The organism is Pseudomonas sp. KUIN-1 (genome assembly GCF_009176725.1).
Classification (GTDB): Bacteria; Pseudomonadota; Gammaproteobacteria; order Pseudomonadales; family Pseudomonadaceae; genus Aquipseudomonas; species Aquipseudomonas fragariae.
Window position 1 is genome coordinate 3,130,798 of the sequence record NZ_AP020337.1, and the last position, 23,634, is coordinate 3,154,431.

General features: G+C 58.2%; 20 protein-coding genes and 1 pseudogene. 15 read left to right on the forward strand and 6 right to left on the reverse strand.

Translation table 11 applies throughout. The annotated features are described in order from the left end of the window. Nucleotides 1-649: 649 nt before the first annotated feature. Nucleotides 650-1,120 (forward strand): PhzF family phenazine biosynthesis protein, encoded by a 471-nt coding sequence (locus tag KUIN1_RS13800; RefSeq protein WP_232059969.1) that lies wholly within the window; start codon nucleotides 650-652, stop codon nucleotides 1,118-1,120. A gap of 165 nt (nucleotides 1,121-1,285) precedes the next feature. Here KUIN1_RS13800 and KUIN1_RS13805 read toward each other — a convergent pair whose 3' ends face one another. After that, nucleotides 1,286-1,813 (reverse strand): NUDIX hydrolase, encoded by a 528-nt coding sequence (locus KUIN1_RS13805; protein ID WP_103377815.1) that lies wholly within the window; start codon nucleotides 1,811-1,813, stop codon nucleotides 1,286-1,288. A 54-nt stretch (nucleotides 1,814-1,867) separates the two neighbouring features. After that, entirely contained in the window at nucleotides 1,868-2,767 is a 900-nt protein-coding gene (locus tag KUIN1_RS13810; protein ID WP_162496663.1) for a LysR family transcriptional regulator, read from the reverse strand. A 131-nt stretch (nucleotides 2,768-2,898) separates the two neighbouring features. Here KUIN1_RS13810 and KUIN1_RS13815 point away from each other — a divergent pair, with 131 nt between their 5' ends. From KUIN1_RS13815 to KUIN1_RS13865, 10 genes are all read left to right on the forward strand, one after another. Next, entirely contained in the window at nucleotides 2,899-4,191 is a 1,293-nt protein-coding gene (locus tag KUIN1_RS13815; protein ID WP_152092039.1) for a CitMHS family transporter, read from the forward strand. Next, nucleotides 4,192-5,556, forward strand: a complete 1,365-nt coding sequence (locus KUIN1_RS13820; protein ID WP_152092040.1) for an acyclic terpene utilization AtuA family protein — start codon at nucleotides 4,192-4,194, stop codon at nucleotides 5,554-5,556. It abuts the gene before it with no gap. Next, on the forward strand, nucleotides 5,553-5,915 hold the full coding sequence (locus KUIN1_RS13825) for an AtuA-related protein (RefSeq protein ID WP_116892433.1): 363 nt from the start codon (nucleotides 5,553-5,555) through the stop codon (nucleotides 5,913-5,915). The genes KUIN1_RS13820 and KUIN1_RS13825 overlap by 4 nt, the downstream gene beginning before the upstream one ends. Before the next feature lie 288 nt (nucleotides 5,916-6,203). Continuing rightward, a complete protein-coding gene (locus tag KUIN1_RS13835) occupies nucleotides 6,204-6,941 on the forward strand; it encodes a FadR/GntR family transcriptional regulator (RefSeq protein ID WP_003401136.1) in 738 nt (245 codons plus the stop codon). Beyond that, a complete protein-coding gene (locus KUIN1_RS13840; protein WP_152092041.1) occupies nucleotides 6,938-7,954 on the forward strand; it encodes an ABC transporter ATP-binding protein in 1,017 nt (338 codons plus the stop codon). Before KUIN1_RS13835 ends, KUIN1_RS13840 begins: the two co-directional genes overlap by 4 nt. Then, nucleotides 7,951-9,084 carry an ABC transporter ATP-binding protein gene (locus KUIN1_RS13845; protein ID WP_024651963.1) on the forward strand — a complete coding sequence of 378 codons (1,134 nt, stop codon included), beginning with the start codon at nucleotides 7,951-7,953 and terminating at the stop codon, nucleotides 9,082-9,084. The genes KUIN1_RS13840 and KUIN1_RS13845 overlap by 4 nt, the downstream gene beginning before the upstream one ends. Further along, nucleotides 9,081-10,583, forward strand: coding sequence for an ABC transporter substrate-binding protein (locus KUIN1_RS13850; RefSeq protein WP_152092042.1), 1,503 nt, complete (start codon nucleotides 9,081-9,083; stop codon nucleotides 10,581-10,583). Before KUIN1_RS13845 ends, KUIN1_RS13850 begins: the two co-directional genes overlap by 4 nt. Before the next feature lie 28 nt (nucleotides 10,584-10,611). After that, nucleotides 10,612-11,556 carry an ABC transporter permease gene (locus tag KUIN1_RS13855; protein WP_011267881.1) on the forward strand — a complete coding sequence of 315 codons (945 nt, stop codon included), beginning with the start codon at nucleotides 10,612-10,614 and terminating at the stop codon, nucleotides 11,554-11,556. Further along, nucleotides 11,556-12,428 (forward strand): ABC transporter permease, encoded by an 873-nt coding sequence (locus KUIN1_RS13860; RefSeq protein WP_003401131.1) that lies wholly within the window; start codon nucleotides 11,556-11,558, stop codon nucleotides 12,426-12,428. Before KUIN1_RS13855 ends, KUIN1_RS13860 begins: the two co-directional genes overlap by 1 nt. A gap of 31 nt (nucleotides 12,429-12,459) precedes the next feature. After that, on the forward strand, nucleotides 12,460-14,055 hold the full coding sequence (locus KUIN1_RS13865; protein ID WP_172980056.1) for a gamma-glutamyltransferase family protein: 1,596 nt from the start codon (nucleotides 12,460-12,462) through the stop codon (nucleotides 14,053-14,055). A gap of 57 nt (nucleotides 14,056-14,112) precedes the next feature. Here KUIN1_RS13865 and KUIN1_RS28690 read toward each other — a convergent pair whose 3' ends face one another. Beyond that, nucleotides 14,113-15,027 carry a methyl-accepting chemotaxis protein gene (locus KUIN1_RS28690; RefSeq protein ID WP_442963291.1) on the reverse strand — a complete coding sequence of 305 codons (915 nt, stop codon included), beginning with the start codon at nucleotides 15,025-15,027 and terminating at the stop codon, nucleotides 14,113-14,115. Continuing rightward, a pseudogene (locus tag KUIN1_RS28695) lies at nucleotides 15,022-16,284 on the reverse strand (PDC sensor domain-containing protein); the annotation flags it as partial. The gene KUIN1_RS28690 and the pseudogene KUIN1_RS28695, both read right to left, overlap by 6 nt. A gap of 481 nt (nucleotides 16,285-16,765) precedes the next feature. On the opposite strand from KUIN1_RS28695, the gene arcD reads away from it, so the two are divergent. From arcD to arcC, 4 genes are all read left to right on the forward strand, one after another. Continuing rightward, on the forward strand, nucleotides 16,766-18,193 hold the full coding sequence (arcD, locus tag KUIN1_RS13875) for an arginine-ornithine antiporter (protein WP_152092045.1): 1,428 nt from the start codon (nucleotides 16,766-16,768) through the stop codon (nucleotides 18,191-18,193). A 35-nt stretch (nucleotides 18,194-18,228) separates the two neighbouring features. After that, nucleotides 18,229-19,485, forward strand: a complete 1,257-nt coding sequence (arcA, locus tag KUIN1_RS13880; protein ID WP_152092046.1) for an arginine deiminase — start codon at nucleotides 18,229-18,231, stop codon at nucleotides 19,483-19,485. Between the two features lie 67 nt (nucleotides 19,486-19,552). Then, entirely contained in the window at nucleotides 19,553-20,563 is a 1,011-nt protein-coding gene (locus tag KUIN1_RS13885; RefSeq protein ID WP_011267886.1) for an ornithine carbamoyltransferase, read from the forward strand. A gap of 94 nt (nucleotides 20,564-20,657) precedes the next feature. Continuing rightward, on the forward strand, nucleotides 20,658-21,587 hold the full coding sequence (arcC, locus tag KUIN1_RS13890; protein WP_152092047.1) for a carbamate kinase: 930 nt from the start codon (nucleotides 20,658-20,660) through the stop codon (nucleotides 21,585-21,587). A 142-nt stretch (nucleotides 21,588-21,729) separates the two neighbouring features. Here the strand turns inward: arcC and KUIN1_RS13900 are convergent, their stop codons facing one another. Both KUIN1_RS13900 and KUIN1_RS28700 read right to left on the reverse strand, forming a co-directional pair. Next, a complete protein-coding gene (locus KUIN1_RS13900) occupies nucleotides 21,730-23,124 on the reverse strand; it encodes a PepSY-associated TM helix domain-containing protein (protein WP_152092048.1) in 1,395 nt (464 codons plus the stop codon). A gap of 108 nt (nucleotides 23,125-23,232) precedes the next feature. Continuing rightward, entirely contained in the window at nucleotides 23,233-23,421 is a 189-nt protein-coding gene (locus KUIN1_RS28700) for a hypothetical protein (RefSeq protein WP_225651238.1), read from the reverse strand. Nucleotides 23,422-23,634: the final 213 nt, after the last annotated feature.

A 23,634-nucleotide genomic window follows, 5' to 3' on the forward strand; every position in this document is an offset into this window, starting at 1 on the left:
GATCCAGTGGATTTCCTTACAGGTTTTCGGCGCCCACGGCACAATCTTGAGCGGGGGCTAAACGTTTCTTGCGGTAAGCGCGGGTCTTTATACGTGACATCCAGACTGACGATGAAGCCTCGGCACCGTCGCTAAAACTTTCTCTCTGCCACCCTTAATGGTCATCGCATGTAGGCCCCTGTTCGGCCTCCGACCCCGTAGAGTGATCTACTCTTGTTCTAGTATGGTGCTCGAGCTTGGGAGGTGTATTGCGCAGTGCAGGTGACAACATGACAGACATAAGAATATACACAATTTAACATAATATACATTATGCGTAACAAAGTATTACGTAATCTGGACCAATTGCCCAGCGTATTTCAGCAGGAAAAGGCTCCTGCCGACACATCCCAACCAACCTCGAGTCTCGCCTGAGCTAAACCGCCACTTACAAACACTTCATGTGCTGACGAACCCAGTTCTGCATCCAGTTCCTTTACCAAATTCAGAGCATGGATCTGCAGCGCTGTCGCGATACCTCGATGACCAGGTCGTACGCATTAGCATCAAGTGGGTCGAGAACCAGATCCAACCATGCGCACCTGGTGGACACTATCCTGCGATGTATTTAGGGTTACTTTTCCCACGTAACCCGACCTACGAGAGCTTTATGCCCAATACACTGAGTTTTCACCAGGTTGATGTATTCGCCAGTAAGCCCTTGGAAGGCAATGCACTCGCAGTCGTCAGCGACGCTGATGATCTGACCGCCGAACAAATGGCCGCATTCGCACGTTGGACAAACCTTAGCGAGACTACATTTCTCATGCGTCCTACCCATCCTGATAACGTAGGAGCCTTTGCCCATTGGATCGGACTAGATGCACAAGCTGATATCGAAGTTCGAGCCTTCATTAGCAACAGGTCTGCCGAAGACCCTGTTACTGGCAGCCTTAATGCCAGCCTTGCCCAATGGCTAATACCAGCCGGGCTAATGCCGAAAAGATATACCGTCAGCCAAGGTACGGCGTTGGGGCGTCACGGACGAATTCAGGTGGAACACATTGGCGAGCGCATCTGGATTGGTGGGGAAGTACAAAATGCATTACCGGTCGAGTCTCTTTTTAACCGGTGCAGATGACTAAAAATCAGGTTGAGCCGAGGCCCCTGTGCGCCAGCAGAACAACCGCCCTCGCCCAGCCTTAAAACCCCTGAGATTGATAACTCAACTAAACAGTCATTTAGTTGAGTTATCAACCAACACCAAAAAGCACCTCCGCCCACACTTGCCTCAGGCAGAAAACACTCACCGACTGACGATCAACTCTGCTTCAACTTTTCTCAGCATAAAGGTCTCGCGCTGTATGGACTGCCCCATCGAAGACTCCTGGCGCTGCATAACAGCCTCATTATGGGCGATGGCTTCAGTTACGCCGATCCAGACGGGCCGCATGCCATTGGCTATTTCATGGCTTTCCATCCTCACGGGCTCTAACTGGTGCGCGACATCGCACAGATAGAAATGCGAGGTCATGTGCATCAGATCATACTGGGGCTTCCAATAGGGCCGGTACTCCTCGATGTAACCATAATGCTCGAGCACCTGGATTTCGCGAGCGCCCGTCTCTTCTTCAAGCTCACGCTTCAGACCAGTAACAATGTCCTCGTTTGCATCAAGGCCGCCACCGGGAAAACTGAAGTCGTTATAGCGTTCAGTAAAGAGTAAAAGGATTTTCTCATCCCTCAATACGATGCCGCGTGCCGCATGGCGTCGGAATATTCTGCCCTGTGTGGATTTCAGTTCGGGATGAATGATTTCGGTAATGAGTTGCATCGGGTCTTCATTTCAAGTGAACAGGGGAATTCGAATCATTGTACCAATAGCAAATCAACGGCTGTGATTGCCGAGGGTGCGCAGATCCTCCAGCAACCGAACGAATTCGACAACGGCTGGAGCCATTGTTTGCTCCGAACGGGTAATAAGCCCGATCTGCCGAACGACACCCGGATGATCAACTGGCACTTTGCTCAGGTCTCCCCGCCCATCGTCCGCCGACTCCGGAAGAAGCGTAATGCCCTGCCCCTGTCTGACCAACGCCAGTACCGTAGACATGTAATTGGCTTCCAGACCCGCAGATAAAGGCAGTTGCTCGTCAGCAAACACTCGCTCGACCAGATCGCGAACGCTGCTTTCCCTGCCAGTAAGAACGATCGGGAAAACAGCTATCTCGTTCAGTCTCACTGCGCAACGCTTCGCCAGTGGATGGTCTTTGGGAGCGAACAGGCATAAACGGTCTTCCAGGATGGCGTTGAACTCCAACCCATGGGTGGGCCGAGCCTGTACGCCTAATCCGAAATCCACCTCGCGCTCCATGACAAGCGCATCGATTCGTTGCGCGACGACATCTCGCAGCCTGACCTCGACACCGGGAAATCGCTCGCGAAACGTCTTCAACACTGTAGGCAGTACGCCGGAACACAGCGATGGCAATGCGGCGATGGTGATCAGGCCGCGTCGTGAGGCTGCGATATCCCGCGCGGCGCTAACAATGTTGTCCAGATCCAGCAGCAGTTTCTCCATGGGCAACAGCGCATTTTGCCCGGCACCGGTCAGGCAGACATGGCGTGGGCTTCGTTCCAGCAAGGCAACGCCGAGCCAATCCTCCAGGTGCTGGATTTGCACGGTCAGTGCAGACGGCGACAAGTTGAGAGCGGCTGCTGCCTTGGAAAAACTGCCGGTCTGAGCCACTGACAGGAAGGCGCGGATGTGCTGGATCGAATTCTTCATTTTGTTTTTCCGAACAAGACCCAGTGAATATTTCAATTCACAGAGCATAGCGTTGTTGCTATTACTCTTGCGAAACAACAATAGGGTATCTCGTCGCTGCCGCGCACAGGGATGCCGAAGAGGATCAGCCAATGCTCGCCACACTCGGTGTGATAACCATTCTTGCCATGCTCGTCAGCATCATGAGCAAACGCATCTCTCCCCTGGTTGCATTGATCGCCCTGCCGATCATCGCCGCCCTCCTCGCTGGTTTCGGTCTGCAAACCAGTGGCCTCATCATCACCGGCATCAAGAACGTTGCGCCCGTCGTCGGAATGTTTGTATTCGCCATTCTGTTCTTCGGCATCATGACGGATGCCGGCATGCTCGATCCGATCATCGATCGCATCCTCAAACGGGTCGGCACACGGCCAACCCGCATCATCATGGGCACCGCACTGCTGGCGCTGTTGGTGCATCTGGACGGCTCCGGCGCGGTTACCTTTCTCGTGACCATTCCCGCCATGCTGCCGTTGTACACGCGCCTTGGCATGGATAAACGCATACTGGCTTGCGTAACGGCGATGGCTGCGGGGGTCAACTTCCTGCCCTGGACGGGCCCGGTGCTGCGCTCCTCCGCCGCCCTTCATGTGCCGGTTTCGGATCTGTTTCAGCCGCTCATTCCGGTACAGATCGTCGGACTGATCTTCGTCTTCACCTGCGCGTTTTTCCTGGGACGGCGCGAAGAGCGACGCCTGGGCCTGGGCCCTGACAATCTTGATGTAAAACCCCACCAACGCGTACTCAGCGACGCCGAGTGTGAACTGCGCAAACCTCGGTTGTTCTGGATCAACCTGCTGCTGACGCTGGTGGTGATGGGCATGATGATCGCGGGGGTTGTAGACCCGGTGGTGATGTTCATGCTCGGCACCGTGATTGCCTTGTGCATCAACTACCCTGCCGTGGACGCACAGCGGGCACGCATCGATGCACACGCCAAGACAGCCCTGACCATGGCCAGCATCCTGCTGGCTGCCGGGGTGTTTACAGGAATCATGCAAGGCACCGGGATGCTGAAGGCCATGGCAGAAGTGGCCGTGGGCCAGATCCCGGCCGGGCACGGCAAGCTGATCCCGGTGGTTGTAGGCTTTATATCAATGCCCTTGAGCCTGCTTTTCGATCCGGACTCCTTCTACTTCGGCATCATGCCCGTGGTCGCCGAGGTCGGCAAAGCCCTCGGTGTCGACCCGATGCAGGTCGCACAGGCGTCGTTGCTTGGCGTGCATACCACCGGCTTCCCGGTCAGCCCGTTGACGCCAGCGACCTTTCTGCTGGTCGGCCTGTGCAAGATCGAGCTGGCCGATCACCAGCGCTTCACTATCCCTTTCCTGTTTGCGGCCTCGGTCATCATGACCCTGACCGCTATGGTCATAGGAGTTTTCTGAATGAAAACAATACGGATTGGTTCAGGGGCTGGTTATTCCGGCGACCGCATCGAGCCGGCGATCGAGCTGGCCGAGCATGGAGAACTGGATTACCTGGTATTTGAATGCCTCGCGGAACGTACCATTGCGCTGGCACAGCAGTCGCGTCTGGTGGACCCATCAGCAGGCTACGATCCATTGCTGAGCGAACGTATGCGCCGAGTCTTGCCTTTTGTGGGCAAAGGTACTGATAGCGCGCGCCGCCGCTTGCGAATCATCACCAACATGGGAGCCGCAAATCCGCTTGGCGCCGCAAGCGAAATACGCCGGATAGCGGCAGAGCTTGGCCTGAGCGGCTTGAAAGTCGCAGCGCTGACAGGCGATGACGTGCTCGCAGCCCTGCTGCAACAGCCCGATCAAACCCTCGACAATGGCCGGTCACTGCGATCCCTCGGTGACAGACTCATTTCGGCCAATGCCTACCTGGGTGTGGAAGGCATCATCCAGGCCTTGCGCGCCGATGCTGACGTGATCGTTACCGGAAGGGTCGCTGATCCTTCACTGTTTCTCGCAGCGCAAATGTTCGAGTTCGGCTGGGCCGAGGACGACTGGGCTTTGCTGGGCCGCGGAACCCTGGTCGGGCATTTGCTCGAATGCGCCGGCCAGGTCAGCGGCGGCTATTTCGCGGATCCCGGTTTTAAAGACGTCCCGGACCTCGACCGCCTGGGCTTCCCGCTGGCCGAGATAGATGCGGCAGGCAACGCCGTCATCAGCAAAGTGGCGGGTTCCGGTGGCCGCATTGATACTGCCACCTGCACCGAGCAAATGTTGTACGAAGTGCATGACCCTGCCGCCTACCTGACGCCCGACGTCAGCGCGGATTTCACCCATGCTGCCTTCGAATCCATCGCAAGAAACCAAGTGCGCGTTCAGGGGGCCGACGGACACGCACGCCCCGAGACGCTGAAGGTGTCAGTGGGTTTTCTCGATGGCTGGATCGGCGAAGGACAAATGTCCTACGGCGGCCCCGGCGCACTGGCTCGCGGACAGTTGGCGAAGGACATCGTGCTCAAACGTCTGGCCCTGACAGGCGTGGCATGTGAGGACATTCGAGCCGAACTGATCGGCGTTAACGCCTTGCATGGAAGTCACCTGGGAGCGCGCGCCGAGGGCGAGCCCTGGGAGGTACGCCTTCGGGTGGCCGCGCGTTGCGTGGACAAAAACGATGCGGTACGCGTCGGAAATGAAGTGGAAACCCTCTATACCAACGGCCCGTATGGAGGCGGCGGCGCGAGCAAGTCAGTCCGCCAGGTAGTAGCCGTGGCGTCACTGTTCCTGCCAAGGGACGCAGTCAAACTGCAGATGCATATAGAGGACATGACATGAACACCACCCCACTGCGGGACATCGCTCACACACGTACCGGTGACAAGGGTGACGTGTCCAATATCTCCGTCGTTGCCTTTCACATCGACGATTATCCACGTCTTGCTGAGCTGCTGACGGTGGAGTTGGTCACTGAACACTTTGCTGAACTGCTGGACCCAACCGGACCACCCGTACGCCGCTACGAACTGCCGCGTGTGGGTGCGCTCAACTTCGTTCTACCCGGCATCCTGCGTGGCGGAGTCACACGATCGCTGGCTCTTGATGCCCATGGCAAGGCGCTGGGGGCTGCATTGCTCGATCTGGACCTGGAATGGCGAGCCGCGCCACCCGATGCAGCATTCCGGTCGACCACCTAGCGGCGCACTTTGGCGCACCCTGCCCGCATTGATGCAATAAATCCGTACCCGCTGAAAATTGGTTCACCCACCGGCGAACCAATCCCCTCACCCTGACGTGGACCAGGCCGGCGGACCTTTGAACATTGGCCCGCCAGGCTTGATCCGCAGCCTTCGCTGGCCATATTGCCGGGCAAAATTGACCGAACCAATTTTCATTGGCATCGCTCTTGCACCAGCCCTGTTGCCTGGAAACCCTGCCTGCGGGCAGTTCAGGGCCTCTTTTTCCGGTCTGGCGCGAGTACCACGATGCAAAGGTTCGACCCTGACATTCCCATCGACAACTCTTCGAAACTGGCGCTGGATGCGTTGCGCCAGATCGTTGCCCAGCATGCAGCCTTCCCCCAGCGGGCATTGCCTACCGAGCGGGATCTGGCGGCCGATTTCGGGGTCAGCCGACGGGCAGTTCGTCGCGCCCTGTCGGTGCTGGAAGCCGAAGGCCAGGTCTGGCGCCGGCAAGGTAAAGGGACCTTTGTCGGACCTACACCCCCCAGCGCCGCCATGAGCTTCGCGCGGCTTTCCGGGCGGACCAATTTCACCGAGGTCATGGAAGCGCGCCTGCATCTGGAGCCGGCACTCGCCTCATTGGCCGCGGTACGGGCCAATGGTGAGCAGATGGCGATTCTGCGCCGCCTTGCAGAGCGCACTACTCGCCAGCAGGTCGCCGAGCAGACCGATGCCGAAGGCATCGAGCTGTGGGACAGCGCCCTGCACCGCGCCATTGCCGAAGCGGCGGGTAATCGACTGATGCTGGACATCTTCGAAATGCTCGATGCGATCCGTCTGGACCCCGCCTGGCGCGACTTGCGTCACCGGGCGCGCAATGCCGACCGCCTCGACACCTACAGCCACGATCACGACGACATCGTCAGCGCCATTGAAAGCCGCGATCCGATCAAGGCCGCCACTGCCATGCGCGGCCATCTACGTGCGCTGCAACAGGCCCTGAACACCGTTATCAACCAAGACCTGGAGGCCAGCCTATGAGCGCCACTGCCCACCTCACAGAAAACGGCGACGGCACGGTGCTCAGCGCCAGCGACCTGACCGTCCGCTTTGCCGGTGCGCCCGCCAATGTTGTCGACGGCGTGTCGTTTTCCGTCAAGCGTGGCAAGACCCTGGCTATCGTCGGCGAGTCCGGCTGCGGCAAGAGCGTGACCTCCATGGGCCTGATGGGCCTGTTGCCGACCACGGCCAAGGTAGGCGCCAGCGATTCGCTGCTGATAGATGAAGCCTTGCTGGGCATGTCCGAAGAGCGCTTGCTGGACGTGCGCGGTAACCGTATGGCGATGATCTTCCAGGAGCCGATGACCTCCCTCAATCCGGTCTTCACCATCGGCGAGCAGATCGCTGAAAGTGTGATGCGTCATCAAGGCCTCTCAGACAAGGCAGCCCGCCAGCGCGCGCTAGAGATGCTGGAAAAGGTCCGCGTGCCGGACGCTCGCCAGCGGCTGGACGCCTACCCGCATGAACTCTCGGGTGGCATGCGGCAACGGGCCATGATTGCCATGGCGCTGGCCAATGACCCGGCGCTGATCATTGCCGACGAACCGACCACCGCGCTGGACGTGACCATTCAGGCGCAAATCCTTTCGCTGATCGCCAACCTGCAGACCGAGACCGGCACGGCGATGATTCTGATCACCCACGATTTGGGCGTAGTCGCCGAAGTCGCCGATGAGGTCATGGTCATGTACGCCGGACGCGTCGTGGAAAGCGGCCCGGTGAAAACCCTGTTCGACGATCCGCAACATCCCTACACCATCGGCCTGATGGGCTCGATGCCCTCGATCGGCCCTCGTGAAGGCTGCCTGGCGACGATTAACGGCCGGGTGCCGACACCGGCAGAAATGCCCAGCGGTTGCCGCTTCGCCGGGCGCTGCCCGTTCGTGATCCAGCAATGCCGAGACGAACGCCCGCCGCTGCTTGAGTTGTCTCCCGGACACTTCGCCGCGTGCATCCGGGCGCCTTTGGAACAGCATGTGGGAGTCAGTGCGTGAACCTTTCCGAACGAGATATCGCCGGGCGCCCAAGCCCCGACAGCAACGTGCAGAAGCCCATTCTCGAAGGCATCGGCCTGAGCAAGCACTTTGCCGTGGAAAGCGGCCTTTTGCAGCGGAAGAAGCCGCCGGTACAGGCCGTCAATGAGGTCAACCTGTCAGTCCGCAAGGGCGAGACGCTGGCGTTGGTAGGCGAGTCCGGCTCGGGCAAATCCACCCTTGGCCGCCTGCTGCTCAACCTGCTGCAACCGACTGCGGGTGACGTGATCTACGAGGGCCGCAACCTCGCCAACCTGACACCGGAAAAGCTGCGCCAGGTACGCCGTGACCTGCAGATCATCTTTCAGGACCCGTTCGCCTCGCTGAATCCACGCATGACCGTGGAATCCATCGTTGGCGAACCCATCTGGCTACACAGTCAGGCCAGCCGCAGCGACCGTCAGGAAAGAGTCGCCGAGTTACTGCGCACCGTAGGCCTTGCTCCTGAACACGGTGGTCGGCATCCCCATGAATTCTCCGGTGGCCAACGCCAGCGCATCGGCATTGCCCGCGCACTGGCTTCCGAGCCGCGCCTGATCCTCGGTGACGAGCCGGTCTCGGCGCTGGACGTTTCGGTGCAGGCGCAAGTGGTCAACCTGCTCGAAGACCTCAAGCATCAATTCGGCCTGACTCTGGTGATTGTTGCCCATGGCCTGGCCGTGATTCGCCACATGAGCGACCGCGTGGCGGTGATGTACCTGGGTGAAATCGTCGAACTGGCGCCGGTCGACGCGCTGTTCGAAAACCCCTTGCACCCTTATACCCAGGCGTTGATGGCCGCCGTGCCGGTCAGCCACCCTGACCTGCGCCAGCCGCGTCCGTTACTCGGCGGCGATATGCCCAGCCCCAGCCGCCCGCCTTCAGGCTGCCGCTTTCATACCCGTTGCCCGCACGCTCGTGCGCTGTGCAAGGAGGCTGCGCCGGTCATGGAAACGGTCGAGGCCGAACGCCAGGTCGCCTGCCACTTCTGGCGTGAAATCGCCAACGCAGGCAGCGCCACGCTGATCCTTCCGACACCCAGCGCTGCCTACACCCAGCGCCTGAATCTGTTCAAGCACCATCAATCCCTTGCAGTGGAGAGCCAGCCATGAAAATCGCACGCGTCGTGACAGGAACATTGTTATTGCTGGCCGCCAACGCTGCCTTTGCCGAGTCGACGTTGCGCATCGGTATTCAGGACGATCCCGATGTGCTGGATCCGCACCGTTCGCGCACCTACTCCGGCCGCCTGGTCTACACCGCGCTGTGCGACAAACTGGTGGACGTCAACCCGGACCTGACCTACTCGCCGCAACTGGCCACCGCCTGGAACTGGAGCGAAGACGGTAAAACCCTGACCATGACGTTGCGCGAAGGCGTGACGTACCACGATGGCGAACCTTTTGATGCCGCCTCGGTGAAGTTCAACCTTGATCGCGCCCGCACCCTCCCCGACTCCCTGCGCAAAAGCGAGCTGGCCTCGGTGGACAGCGTCGAGGTAATTGACGCAAAAACTGTCGCCATCAAGCTCAAGCAAGCCGATGCCACGCTGGTTTCGCAACTGTCGGACCGTGCCGGGATGATGCTCGCGCCGAAAGCCGCGCAAGGTGAGTTCGCCTCCAACCCGGTCTGCTCCGGCCCTTACAAATTCGTGCAGCGCGTGCAGCAGGATCGAATCGTACTGGAGCGTTTTGACAACTACTGGAATAAACAGGCTTATCACTTCGACAAAGTGGTGTTCCTGCCGATTCCGGACACCTCGGTGCGCCTGGCCAACCTGCGCTCCGGCGATCTGGACATCATCGAGCGCGTGGCGCCAACCGATGTGAAAACCGTCAAGGGCGACAGCAAGCTGGCGATCTACAACACACCGGGCCTGGGCTACATGCAACTGATGTTCAACATCGGCAATGGTGAAAAAGCCAACTCGCCGATGGGCAAGGACAAGCGCGTACGCAAGGCGTTTGAGCTGTCCATCGACCGCGATGCCATTAATCAGGTGGTGTTCGAGGGTCTGTACGCACCAAGCGCTCAGCCGTTCCCGAAAAACAGCCCGTATTACGACAAGGAACTGCCGATCCCTGCTCGCGATATCGAGAAAAGCAAGGCGCTGCTGGCGCAGGCCGGCGTGAAACTGCCATTGGCGGTGGACCTGAAAGTGGCCAACAACCCCATCGCGCAACAGGTCGGGCAGATCATTCAGGCCATGGCTGAAGAAGCGGGCTTCAAGGTCAACCTGATTGCCACGGAATACGCGACGATGCTCAGCGAACAGGCGAGTGGCAACTTCCAGATCGGCATGAGCGCCTGGTCGGGTCGTCCTGATCCGGATGGCGACATCCATCAGTTCGTGACCTGCAAAGGCGGCCAGAACGACGGCAAGTACTGCAACGCCAGGCTCGACGAACTGCTCAACAAGGCGCGCACCGTGAACGACGTTGCACAACGCCAGGCGCTGTACAACGACGCGCTGCGCTTGCTGGCCAATGAAGTACCCACCGCCTACCTGTATTTCGACCCGCGAATCATTGCCATGCGTAACAACGTGACCGGTTTTGTCCCTAACCCGGACGGTCTGATTCGTCTGAACAATGTCGCGTTCAAGCCATGACTAACGGGCGCACCTGCGAGGTTCCGGTATGCTGATGTTCATCCTGCGACGCCTGCTCAGCTCGATACCGACGCTGATTCTGGTTTCGCTGTTCGTCTTCACCCTGCAGAAGCTGCTGCCGGGTGACCCGGTGCTGGCCATGGCCGGGGAAGAGCGCGATCCGGCAGTCATGGAATACCTGCGCGACAAATACCGGCTCGATGACCCGATCCCCTTGCAGTACCTGAACTGGGTCGGCAACGTGCTGACCGGCGACCTCGGCACATCGCTGCGCACCGAACAAGCGGTAACCACGCTGCTGGCGTCGAAACTGCCGGTGACTATCGAACTGGCGGTGCTGGCCCTGCTGATTGCGCTGTTGATCGGCATTCCCACCGGGATCATTTCGGCGGTGCGCAAAGGCACCGCCGTGGATTACGGGGCCAACGTGGTGGCGCTGTCGGGGATTTCCATTCCGCACTTCTGGCTGGGCATTCTGCTGATCATGGTGTTTGCGGTGAAACTGCAGTGGCTGCCCGCCTCCGGCTTTGTGCCGATGGGTGAGGACTTCGGGCAAAACCTGAAGACCCTGATCCTGCCAGCGTTCGTCTTGGGTGCCGGGCTTTCGGGGATTCTCATGCGCCACACCCGCAGCGCCATGCTGGAAGTACTGCGCACTGACTACGTCCGCACCGCCCGGGCCAAGGGGTTATTCCCCCGTACAGTCATTCTCAAGCATGCGTTGCGCAACGCGCTGATGCCTATCGTCACACTCACGACGCTGCTGTTCGGCGAGTTGCTCGGCGGTGCGGTGCTGACCGAACAGGTATTCAGCATCCCGGGGTTCGGCAAAATGATCGTCGACGCCGTGTTCAACCGCGACTACGCCGTGGTGCAAGGCGTGGTGTTGTGTGTCGCGATTGGCTTCCTGATGTTGAACCTGCTGGCCGACGTGCTTTATCGCCTGATCAACCCACGTCTGAGGACTGCCTGATGACCGCTATTGCCAGCCTCCCGCACAGCGCGATCCTGCCCCGCAGTCGCTCGCCTTTTCTGAAGAAATTCCTTGCCAACAAAGGCGCGGTACTTGGCGCGGCGGTGTTGCTGCTGTTTGTCCTGGCGGCGGTTCTGGCGCCCTGGATTGCGCCGCATGATCCGCTCAAAGCCAACTTCCTCGCCGTACGCAAGGCCCCCTCATTGATCTACTGGATGGGCACCGACGAACTGGGACGCGATCTGTTCTCACGCTTGCTGTATGGCGCCCGCAGTTCACTGCTGGCCGGTGGTGTTTCGGTGGCCATCGCCATGTTCATCGGCGTGCCTCTGGGTCTGTTGGCCGGGTACTTTGGCGGCAAGCTGGACATGATCATTTCGCAGGTCATGGAAGCGCTGCTGTCCTGCCCGTTTCTGGTGCTGGCCATCGCTTTGGGCGCCTTTCTCGGCCCCAGCCTGACCAACGCGATGATCGCCATCGGCCTGTCCGCGATGCCGATCTTTGCCCGGCTGACCCGCGGCCAGGTGCTGTCGATCAAGCACGAGGATTACCTCGAAGGTGCCCGCGCCATTGGTCTGCCGGATCGCTGGATCATCCTGCGTTATGTGCTGCCCAACGTGATGTCGCCATTGGTCGTGCAGGCAACGCTGACCATCGCCTCGGCGATTCTGGCTGAAGCCAGCCTGTCGTTCCTCGGCCTGGGCCAGCAACCGCCGTCGCCGTCCTGGGGCTCGATGCTCAATACTGCGAAGAATTTCATGGAGCAGGCTCCGTGGATGTCGATTGCGCCTGGCGTGGCGATCTACATCACGGTCCTGTGTTTCAACCTGCTGGGTGACGGCCTGCGCGATGCGCTGGACCCCAAGGGCTAAACCTTTCGTCTTCTGCCAAAGAGAAACGCTTATGTTCGATGATCTGGATTACAACCAACCGTACGCGTCGGCCCGCTCGCCGGTGATGGGTAACAACATGGTCGCCTGCTCTCAGCCATTGGCCGCTCAGGCCGGGCTGGACATGCTGCGCCGTGGCGGTAACGCGGTCGACGCCGCCATCGCCGCGGCCATGGTGCTGACAGTGGTCGAGCCCACCGGCTGCGGAATCGGCAGCGATGCCTTCGCCATCGTCTGGGACGGCAGCAAGCTGCAAGGCTTGAACGCGTCCGGCCGCGCGCCACAAGCCTGGACACCGGAATACTTCGAAGGCCAGAGCCAGATGCCGCAACGCGGCTGGCCTGCGGTCAGCGTGCCAGGTGCGGTATCGGCCTGGGTGGAACTGTCAGCGCGCTACGGCAAACTGCCCTTCGCGACCCTGGCCGAACCGGCGATTGGCTACGCCCGCGACGGCTATCAGGTCACGCCGATCATCGCCGAGTTGTGGAAACGCGGCGCGCATCTGCTCAAAGACCAACCGGGCTTTGCCGAGTGCTTCATGCCGGGTGGCAAGGCCCCTATGGCCGGAGAAAAAATCCGGCTCAAGGATCACGCCCGCACGCTGGAACTGATCGCGCAGACCAAAGGCGAAGCGTTCTATCGCGGCGAACTGGCGCAAACCATCATCGCCCATGCCAACGCCAATGGCAGCGTGATGAGCCTCGACGACCTGGCGACGCACACCGTGGACTGGATCGACACCCTGTCGGTGCCCTACGCAGGCGCTGTGGTGCACGAACTCCCGCCAAATGGCCAGGGCATTGCCACCTTGGCCGGCCTGACCATGCTCGAAGCACTCGGCGTCGGTGAACACCCGGTGGACAGCCTTGAGACGGTTCACCCGGTGCTGGAAGCAATGAAACTGGCCTTGGCCGACCTCGACGAACATGTCGCCGACAGCGAGCACATGCGCGTGCCCTCAGCCGATTTGCTGGGCAAGGCGTACCTGACAGAGCGCGCTGGCCTGATCACCGATCAGGCCGCCAATCCCGGGCACGGCTCGCCAAAACCGGGCGGCACGGTGTACCTCTCGGCAGCGGACGAAAGCGGCATGATGATCTCGTTCATCCAGTCCAACTACATGGGCTTCGGTTCGGGTGTGGTTGTACCCGGTACGGGCATCAGCATGCAGAACCGTGGCGCGGGCTTCTCGCTGGATCCGCAACACGTCAATTACGTCGCGCCGCGCAAACGCCCGTTCCACACCATCATCCCCGGTTTTGTCATGAATGCCGACGGCACGCCGCTGATGTCCTTCGGTTTGATGGGCGGCCCGATGCAGGCGCAGGGTCATTTGCAGATGATGATGCGCATCCTGCGCTACAAACAGAACCCGCAAGCCGCTGCCGACGCACCGCGCTGGAGAATCGAAGCCGGTCTGAAAGTCGCCGTGGAGCGTGCGTTTGACCCCGAAGTGGTGAAAGCACTGCGTGCAAAGGGCCACGATATCGATGTCGAAGAGCCGAGCGGCGTGTTTGCCTTCGGCGGTGCGCAGATTATTCAGCGCACCGCGCATGGCTACGTGGGCGGGACCGATCCGAGGAAGGACGGAACGGTCGCAGCTTATTAAGCGAGGCCTCTAGCGCTTGGCAGGCGGTGAACGATCGTGCGCAGTGAGCGAATCCGTTCAAAGTAGCGATGGTTTTTTTACTTTAAAGCGACTTAACTCACGCTGCATGAGAGACGCCCTGACCGAGAGGTCTTTTGCGGAAGCTGCACAGTCTCGGGAGTTGGACTGATTTTGTTGCGTCACCTCATCAATCTGTTCAAGCCCGAGGCTGGCCTGTTGCAGGCCAGACGCCTGCTCACTGGATGCCTGATAGATCAGAGAAACCAGGCTTGAGACTGCACTGGTTCCACTCACGATATTTTTCAGTGATTCGGCCGTTCTGCCGGCAATGATCATCCCGCGCTGCGTTTTGGTAGAAGAGTCGGCAATCAGTGTTGCGGTCTGCTTGGCTGCCTCCGCGCTGCGTGCCGCCAGAGAGCGTACCTCGTCAGCCACCACTGCAAAACCACGCCCAAGCTCCCCTGCTCTCGCCGCTTCGATCGCCGCGTTCAGCGCCAGGAGGTTGGTCTGTGCTGCAATATTGTCGATGGTGGTGATTATCGCGGTGATGTCCTTGCCTGAGTTATCAATTTCCGTCATCGCGGAAATAAGCTCAGTCATCAGCTTGTCACTTTCTCCAGCGTCGGCTCGTGAAGCCTGCGATTGCTCATCGGCTTTTTTGGCGTTGACCGCATTGTCCGACGTTTGAGCGGCCATTTGCGTCATGACCGCGCTGATCTCGGTGATCGAGGATGCAGAGTTTGCTGCGCCGTCCGACAGCGACTGGCTGAGATCCGTAACCTGCTCGGAACTGCCGGTAATCTGAGTGGCGCTGACCTGCACCTCGGATATCAGGTTGTTCAGATTGCTGACCATTTTCTCCAGTGATTTTCCGAGCGTATCGTTGGGTGACGACAGCCTGACATCCAGGTCCAGATCGCCCTCGGAAATTCGCTCGGCGACCCTGACCTGGCGCTGCAAGCTGTCAGACATATCGTTTAGCGCAAATGATAATTGCCCGACTTCGTCCTCGGATCGCTGAACCAGACGCCTGGAAAAGTCGCCAAGGCTGATATTCGCGGCCAGTGCGGCAGCCTCCCTTATCGGACCTACGATTTTAGCCGCAGCAAACCACAACGCTGTCAGAGCCAACAGCAAGATGGTCAAGCCCACCGAGACTTGCCAGATACTATTATTCACACTGCGCGCTTGTAATTCGTGCTCCAGCGTAATGGCCTGGCTCATCACCACCGCTTTGGGCAGGCGGATGAAAACGGCCCATGGCTTGCCCGTGCGTCCAAGCTGAATGGGCATAAGTACTTCGAACGTCTGGGTTTTCTGATTGAGTAAGCTTTCGCTACGGCCACCTTGAATGTCACTCAAGACCTTTTCCCATGAATCAGCAAACAAGGTCTTCATCGGCTGGCCGATAAGCTCTGCACGTTGACTGTCAGCGACCACAAGCCCTTGGTTACTCAGGATGGTCACTGAACCTTTGCCTCCGTAAAGTTCGGTCGACATTTGCTCACTCAGCTTTTGAATGAAGGCAATGTCGAAGTCGGCGCCGACGACGCCGTAAAACGTTCCGTTGGCTACTATGGGTACCGACAACGTCGCAAGCCAGACTTTGTTCCCTTGTACAACATAAGGAATCGGGTCCAGTACGCTTTCTTTCAGCGTCGATTTCGGGCCTTGGTACCACCCGCCTTTGGGAACGCCGTTAGGATGGCTGTCTTGTGAGTCGTACTCAACCAAAGGCTGCACCGCAACACGACCATCCGGGCTACGTGTCCAGTAAGGCGTGAAACGCCCTGTCAAAGGATTACTACCGTCCTGAGCGTCTCTGGATGTCAGATCCTTTCCATCCAGCGCGTCCTGCTCCCAGCATGAATAAGTGCCGTTGAATTCTGGATTGTCTTTCAAAACGCTTAGCAGGACGCTATTAATCTGCTCACGCCCCAACATTAACGGGCTCTGCGAAGCTTTGCTTGCAGCAAACGTGCTGGCCATGGTGCGAGCGGCTTCAAGTGCATTTTGCAGCTTGGCCTGAATGGCGTTTGCCCGCGATTCAGCCAGGTTCTGAATTTCGCGAACAGTGGAGTGTTCGATAAGAACTGCCACCTCGTCAGAAACATACTGTTCATTGGTTTGAGACGTGAATAACCCATAGGCAACCAAGCTGGCAGATGAAACAAACAGGCACAAGCCTGCCGTTATACAAATGCGTGCCTGCAGTGATTTTAGCTTCATAGTCTTGACTGCTCGTTGTTTCCGCTATCGCAGGTACGAGGGCGGTCTATCGTTTAGCCGGTATGCCCACTTCGAAACGTCATGGAGGTGACCCTCAAACAACAGACGCTATGAACTGTTCGTCAAGCAGCGTGCACGCCTGCAACGATTGTTCGCTCTGTTTATATTTGCTGAGACGGGAGGACTGAGTTAAACAGTCGATTGCGTGTGTGATGGATTTTGTTTCCAGAAGTGTGTGCCTTTTTTTAAGGCTTCATTTGACCTGAATCAATCTTTATCCTGAAAAGGCCGGGGCTGCAAAAAAATAATCCACTGTGAACTTGACCATCCGGACGCATGGACAAACCTGGCTTTATGTTCAAATAGTATTTAAATGGATGGATGTATCTTTCGCACACCGACGAACGTTTGATTTATATCAGGCGCATCAAAAATAACATCGTCATACTGCACCTGATATCCCACTCTGCCGGAGCCATTAATGTCGACGCCCCCTGGAAAACTGAAATTGGGTGCTTTAGTCGCTCTGGTGGTTGGCTCGATGATTGGTGGAGGAATCTTTTCCCTGCCACAGAATATGGCCGCCAGTGCCGAAGTAGGTGCTGTGCTGATTGGCTGGGCCATCACCGCAATTGGCATGCTGACGCTGGCGTTCGTTTTTCAAACGCTGGCGAATCGCAAGCCCGATCTGGACGGCGGTGTCTACGCTTACGCCAAGGCCGGTTTCGGCGACTACATGGGCTTCTCGTCCGCGTGGGGGTACTGGATCAGCGCATGGCTGGGCAATGTGGGTTACTTCGTACTGTTATTCAGTACGCTGGGCTATTTTTTCCCTGTTTTTGGAGAGGGCAATACGCTTGCGGCAATGATCGGTGCATCGGTGTTGCTCTGGGGCGTGCATTTTTTGGTTTTACGCGGCATTCAGGAAGCAGCATCTATCAATCTGGTGACGACCGTTGCCAAAGTGGTGCCGCTCATTTTATTCGTATTGATCGCAGTCTTTGCATTCAAACTGGATATTTTTACGACTGACATCTGGGGCTTGGAAAAACCGGACATGGGCAGCGTGATGAACCAGGTTCGCCATATGATGCTGGTGACGGTATGGGTATTCATCGGTATTGAAGGTGCCAGTATCTTTTCTGCTCGGGCCAGAAAACGCAGTGATGTCGGCAAGGCGACGGTCATCGGTTTCATTACCGTATTGCTGTTGCTGGTCCTGGTGAACGTATTATCACTGGGGGTCATGACCCAACCGGAACTGGCCAAACTGCAAAACCCGTCAATGGCGGCTGTGCTAGAACATATAGTGGGTCCGTGGGGGGCTGCGCTGATCAGTGTAGGGCTGATCATTTCGCTGCTTGGGGCTTTGCTGTCATGGGTGTTGCTCTGCGCCGAAATAATGTTCGCTGCCGCTAAAGACCATACAATGCCCGAGTTTCTAAGCCGCGAAAATGCCAATCATGTGCCTGCCAATGCGCTGTGGCTGACTAACGCGATGGTGCAGGTTTTCCTGGTCATCACCCTCTTCTCGTCCAGTACTTACCTGTCGCTGATCTACCTGGCCACGTCGATGATCCTGATTCCTTATCTGTGGTCTGCCGCTTATGCCCTGCGCCTGGCGATAAGAGGTGAAGGTTATGAAAACGCCAGACGCGAGCGCCGGAAAGATCTGTTCATCGCGGCCGTCGCGCTTCTTTATGCCGTTTGGCTGATATACGCCGGCGGCGTCAAATACCTGTTGCTCTCTGCCCTCCTCTACGCCCCCGGTGTGATCCTTTTCGCGAAGGCCAAACTCGAGGCAAAAAAACCGGTGTTCACCCACCTGGAAAACATGATGTTCGTTGCCGTTCTTATAGGCGCGCTTATAGCGGCATATGGGCTATATGACGGCTTCCTTACCCTCTAAAGCCTTGGCGGCTTGATGTTTAAAGGATGATCTCAATGCTCACCGAAAATGTTAAATACGGCGTCCATTCCGAATGCGGAAAACTCCGGAAAGTACTGGTGTGCTCGCCGGGTCTGGCTCATCAGCGACTGACCCCTTATAACTGCGACGCGCTATTGTTCGATGATGTGCTATGGGTGGCCCAGGCCAAGCGCGATCATTTCGACTTTGTCACCAAAATGCGCGAACGCAATATCGATGTGCTGGAAATGCACAACCTGCTGACTGACATTGTCGCGATGCCTGAAGCACTTGACTGGATTCTTGAACGCAAAATCACTGCCAACTCGGTTGGCCTGGGTCTGGTCAATGAAGTCGCTGCCTGGCTACGTAGCCTGGAGCCGCGCAAGATCGCCGAGTTTCTGATCGGCGGCGTTTCGGCTGATGACTTGCCGGACAGTTTCGGGGGCCAGGCCATTCAGATGTTGCGCGAGTTTGTTGGCCATTCAAGTTTTATCCTCCCGCCGCTACCGAACACCCAATTTACGCGTGACACCACCTGCTGGATTTATGGCGGTGTGACGCTGAACCCTATGTACTGGCCGGCCCGTCGCCAGGAAACCTTGCTGGCGACGGCTATCTACACGTTTCACCCTCAATTCACGAGAGCCGACTTCGAGATCTGGTACGGCGACCCGGATCAGGATCACGCCAATGCAACCCTTGAGGGGGGTGATGTCATGCCGATCGGCAATGGCGTCGTTTTGATCGGCATGGGCGAGCGCTCATCCCACCAGGCTATCGGCCAGCTGGCAACGCGCCTTTTCAAGCACAACGCGGTAGAGCGTGTGATTGTCGCCGGTCTGCCTAAATCCCGCGCGGCAATGCATCTGGATACGGTGTTCAGTTTTTGCGATCGCGACCTGGTCACGGTATTTCCGGAAGTAGTGAATCAGATCGTCGCGTTTAGCCTTCGCCCGGACGAGAAAAAGCCCGGTGGTATTGATATACGCCGCGAAGAAGGCACGTTCCTGGACACGGTTGCCAAAGCGCTCAACCTCAAGGCACTGCGCGTGGTGGAAACGGGAGGCAATAGCTTTGCCGCCGAACGCGAGCAGTGGGATGACGGCAATAACGTTGTGGCGCTGGAGCCTGGCGTCGTCATCGGATACGACCGAAATACCTACACCAACACACTGTTGCGCAAGGCAGGAGTGGAAGTCATCACCATCAGTGCCAGTGAACTCGGCCGAGGCCGGGGCGGCGGCCATTGCATGACGTGCCCGATCATTCGCGACGCTATCGATTATTAAACCCGGTCACTGTGATGCGGTTTTAAAGCCGCCTGCAAACCGTCAGTCCAGATTGAGGATATCCACCATGGCTTTCAACATGCGTAACCGCAGCCTGCTCTCGCTCATGCACCACACTCCTCGCGAGCTGCTGTACCTTTTGGACCTGTCCCGAGATCTCAAACGTGCCAAATATACAGGCACCGAGCGTCAGCACTTGAAGGGCAAGAACATAGCGCTGATATTCGAGAAAACCTCAACGCGCACCCGTTGTGCATTTGAGGTCGCCGCCCACGATCAGGGGGCTCACGTCACTTATATCGACCCTGTGTCCTCGCAAATCGGCCACAAGGAAAGCATGAAAGACACCGCTCGCGTACTGGGGCGGATGTTTGATGCCATCGAGTACCGAGGGTTTGCACAGGACATCGTCGAAGAGCTGGCTCACTTTGCCGGTGTCCCGGTGTTCAATGGTCTGACCGCCGAGTTTCACCCTACGCAGATGATCGCAGACGTACTCACCATGCGCGAGCACAGCGATAAACCGCTGCACGAGATCAGCTACGCTTACCTCGGCGATGCGCGTTACAACATGGGCAACTCGCTGTTGATGATCGGTGCCAAGCTGGGCATGGATGTGCGTATTGCGGCGCCTGCAGCCCTTTGGCCGCACACTGATTTTATTGCCCAGTGCAAAGCCTTTGCCGAAGAAAGCGGCGCGCGTATCACGATTACCGAAGACCCGCTGCAAGCCGTCAAAGGCGTGGACTTTATTCATACCGACATCTGGGTATCCATGGGCGAGCCGGTAGATGCCTGGGATGAGCGTATTGGACAATTGCTGCCCTATCAGGTGAACCCGGCGATGATGAAGGCCTCTGGCAACCCGCGGGTAAAGTTCATGCATTGCCTGCCTGCATTTCACAACAGCGAAACCAAAGTCGGTAAAGACATCGCAACCCGGTATCCGAATCTGGCCAACGGCGTTGAAGTGACCGAGGAAGTGTTTGAGTCGCCAGCCAATATCGCGTTTGAGCAGGCGGAAAACCGCATGCACACCATCAAGGCCATTCTGGTCTCGGCACTGGCCGATATTTAAGCGCCAGCCTTCTTTCTGCCACCAGACTGCCCAACTGCAGCGCACATTTGATGCCGATGCTGCAGTGGCTTTCGAACGCCTACAGGACTGTACTATGCGTATTGTCGTAGCTCTGGGCGGTAACGCCCTGCTTCGCCGTGGTCAACCCATGACGGCGGACAACCAGCGTGCCAATATCCGGGTCGCCGCTGAACAAATCGCCAGGATATACCCGGGTAATCAACTGGTCATCGCCCACGGCAACGGACCGCAAGTAGGTTTGCTGTCTCTGCAAGCGGCAGCCTACACGCCTGTTTCGCCCTATCCGCTCGACGTACTGGGTGCCGAAACGGAGGGCATGATCGGCTATATGATCGAACAGGAACTGGGCAACCTGCTGGACTTCGAGGTGCCTTTCGCTACCTTGCTCACGCAGGTCGAAGTGGATCCGGCGGATCCCGCCTTCAACAATCCAGGCAAACCTGTCGGCCCGGTATACACCCAGGCCGAAGCTGAACGACTGGCTGCCGAAAAGGGCTGGGCCATCGCTCCGGATGGTGATAAATACCGACGCGTGGTGGCCAGCCCACGACCTAAACGCATCTTTGAAATTCGCCCTGTCAAATGGCTGCTTGAGAAAGGCTGCATCGTGATCTGCGCGGGTGGTGGCGGCATCCCGACCATTTATACCGCGTCTGGCAAACTGGAGGGTGTCGAGGCCGTCATAGACAAGGATCTGTGCTCGGCAATGCTGGCTGAAGAACTAGAAAGTGATTTGCTGTTGATCGCCACTGACGTCAATGCCGCCTACGTTGATTTCGGCAAACCAACCCAGAAAGCAATCGGTCAGGCGCACCCTGACGAAATGGACAAATTGGGATTTGCTGTGGGGTCCATGGGGCCCAAGGTTCAGGCCGCCTGCGAATTCGCCCGCCATACGGGAAAAGTTGCCGCTATCGGATCACTTTCCGACATTGAAGCGATCGTCCAGGGGCACGCGGGTACGCGCATCAGTACCGGGCAATCGGGTATCAACTACCGGTAGTGCATGCCAGCCGTATGTATCGGCTGGCTTTTGCCGCGGAAGGCTGATCCCCTGACTGATCAGGCGACCGGCAAAGATCATCAGCATGGCGAACAGACTCAGCCATGCTCCGATCAGGTGCCTGTTGCGTCACCCCGGGGGTTTACACCTTGCCTTCGACCAAGGGTCTCGCGGCGCGCCGATAGTCCAGTAGCGCGTCCAGGACGATAAAGCCCAGAAGACTCACACCCAGTACGGGCAGCGCAAAGCCAGTCAACAGTGCAACCAGGATCAACGCCCATTGCGCGCCCGGATTCAATGAGCGCCAGAGACTCAAGAGCGTTGCCTGCTGATTGCGTGCCTGAGAAAGCGATGGACGACGTCGCCACCACATCACATACCCCATGACGACCATGGCCGCCAGGCCACTGGCGAAAACCACCAGCACCAATTGATTGGCCAGACCAAACAACACGCCCATGTGCGCATCGATGCCCCAGCGGGTGAGCTTGGCGGGCAACGAGTAGTCTGAAAACCTGACGTGATCGACCACTTCCAGGGTTTGCGGGTTGATCGACACGGCATCCACTTGCGTCGGCCAACTGCGATCTATCTCGCTGACTACCCAGGCCTTGTCATTGCTCGCGGAGGGCCTGATTTCAACCTTGGCGGCATCGATATGTTCGGCACGCGCTCTGGCCAGAACACTGTCGAACAAGGCAGGGTCCAGCGCGGTAGCCTGTGTCGTCGGCGCCATGTGCATATGATGCTCGGCGTGCTCGTCCATAGGCATAGACATTGGCATCGCCGCCGACTTGCCCAGTGAGGTGGCCACACTGGGCGTCGACCAGCCGTAGTAGGCACGCAATACGCCAATGTTATCGCCAGCGTACTGTGACCATGTCAAACCGGTGGCCGAGAAGAACAGCAATCCCAGCAGCAGCCACACGCCGGTGGTTGCATGCCAGCGGCGCACGTTGCCGCGTTCACGAATCTGCCGACGACGGCGAACCGCCCACAGCACCAGACCACCAAGCGCAGCCACCCACAGCCATGACGCTGCCAGTTCGCTGTAGATCCTGCCGACATCGCCCAGCAGAAGGCCTCGATGAAACTGATCGATCCAGGTGCGCAGCGGTAATACGCCACTGGTACCGTAGACCTTCATGTCGCCGCGAATTTCGCCACTCACCGGGTCCACGAACAGCGCTCGATGCTCAGACGGACCAAAACCCGAATCACTGAACATGACCCGGGTGGTGTCCCCTTCCCGGGCTGCCGGGCGCACCGCTGCAACGCTCAGGCCTGGACCTGACGATGCCTGCGCGCGCTGGATCTGAGCCTGCAAGCTCATGGCGGGGCCACGGCTGTCTGTGTGCAGCGCACGTGCGTAGAGCGAATCCTCGATCTGCGGGGTCAGTGCATAGACGACGCCACTCAAGGCCGCGACCAGCATGAACGGACCGACGAATACGCCGATGTAAAAATGGAGCCTTTTCAGAAAGGCGACAAACGCCCCGGACGGCCGTGGCTCCGGGCTTGAAAATGATGCAGACATAGGGACTCACCAACATATGAACGCGCCCCGCCGGAATGACCTTCCGGCAGGCTGTAAAGACAATATCGGCTGTTCGTGCGAGCGATACTCACACGTCCATGATGGGCACTAAGGGGCCTGTGGATTGAGTCCCGGAAGGGTATACCTTGGCAGGTTGCCGAGCCAGAGGTCGGGCAACGCAAAACGAGTACGGCGGACACGGATCAGCCAGCCCAGCGCCACGAAGAAAATCATCGCCAGCGTCAGTGTTCCGGCAAACGAGCACTCTCCCGACTGCGCCTTCATGCTGCCTGACATGTCCATCTTCCTGGACGAGTCGTGCATGGACATGTGCATCGTGTGGTGCCCGGCATGCATATCTGACATCCCATGGCCGGCATGAGAAGCCGAAGCCGCTGCAGTGCCGGCAAAAGTGGCCATCATCTGGCCGTGACCGATGCTGCACGCAAGCCCATTGAACAGGACAACGGCGTACAGTATCCACGCAATGGGCGAGCAATGGGTTCGGAA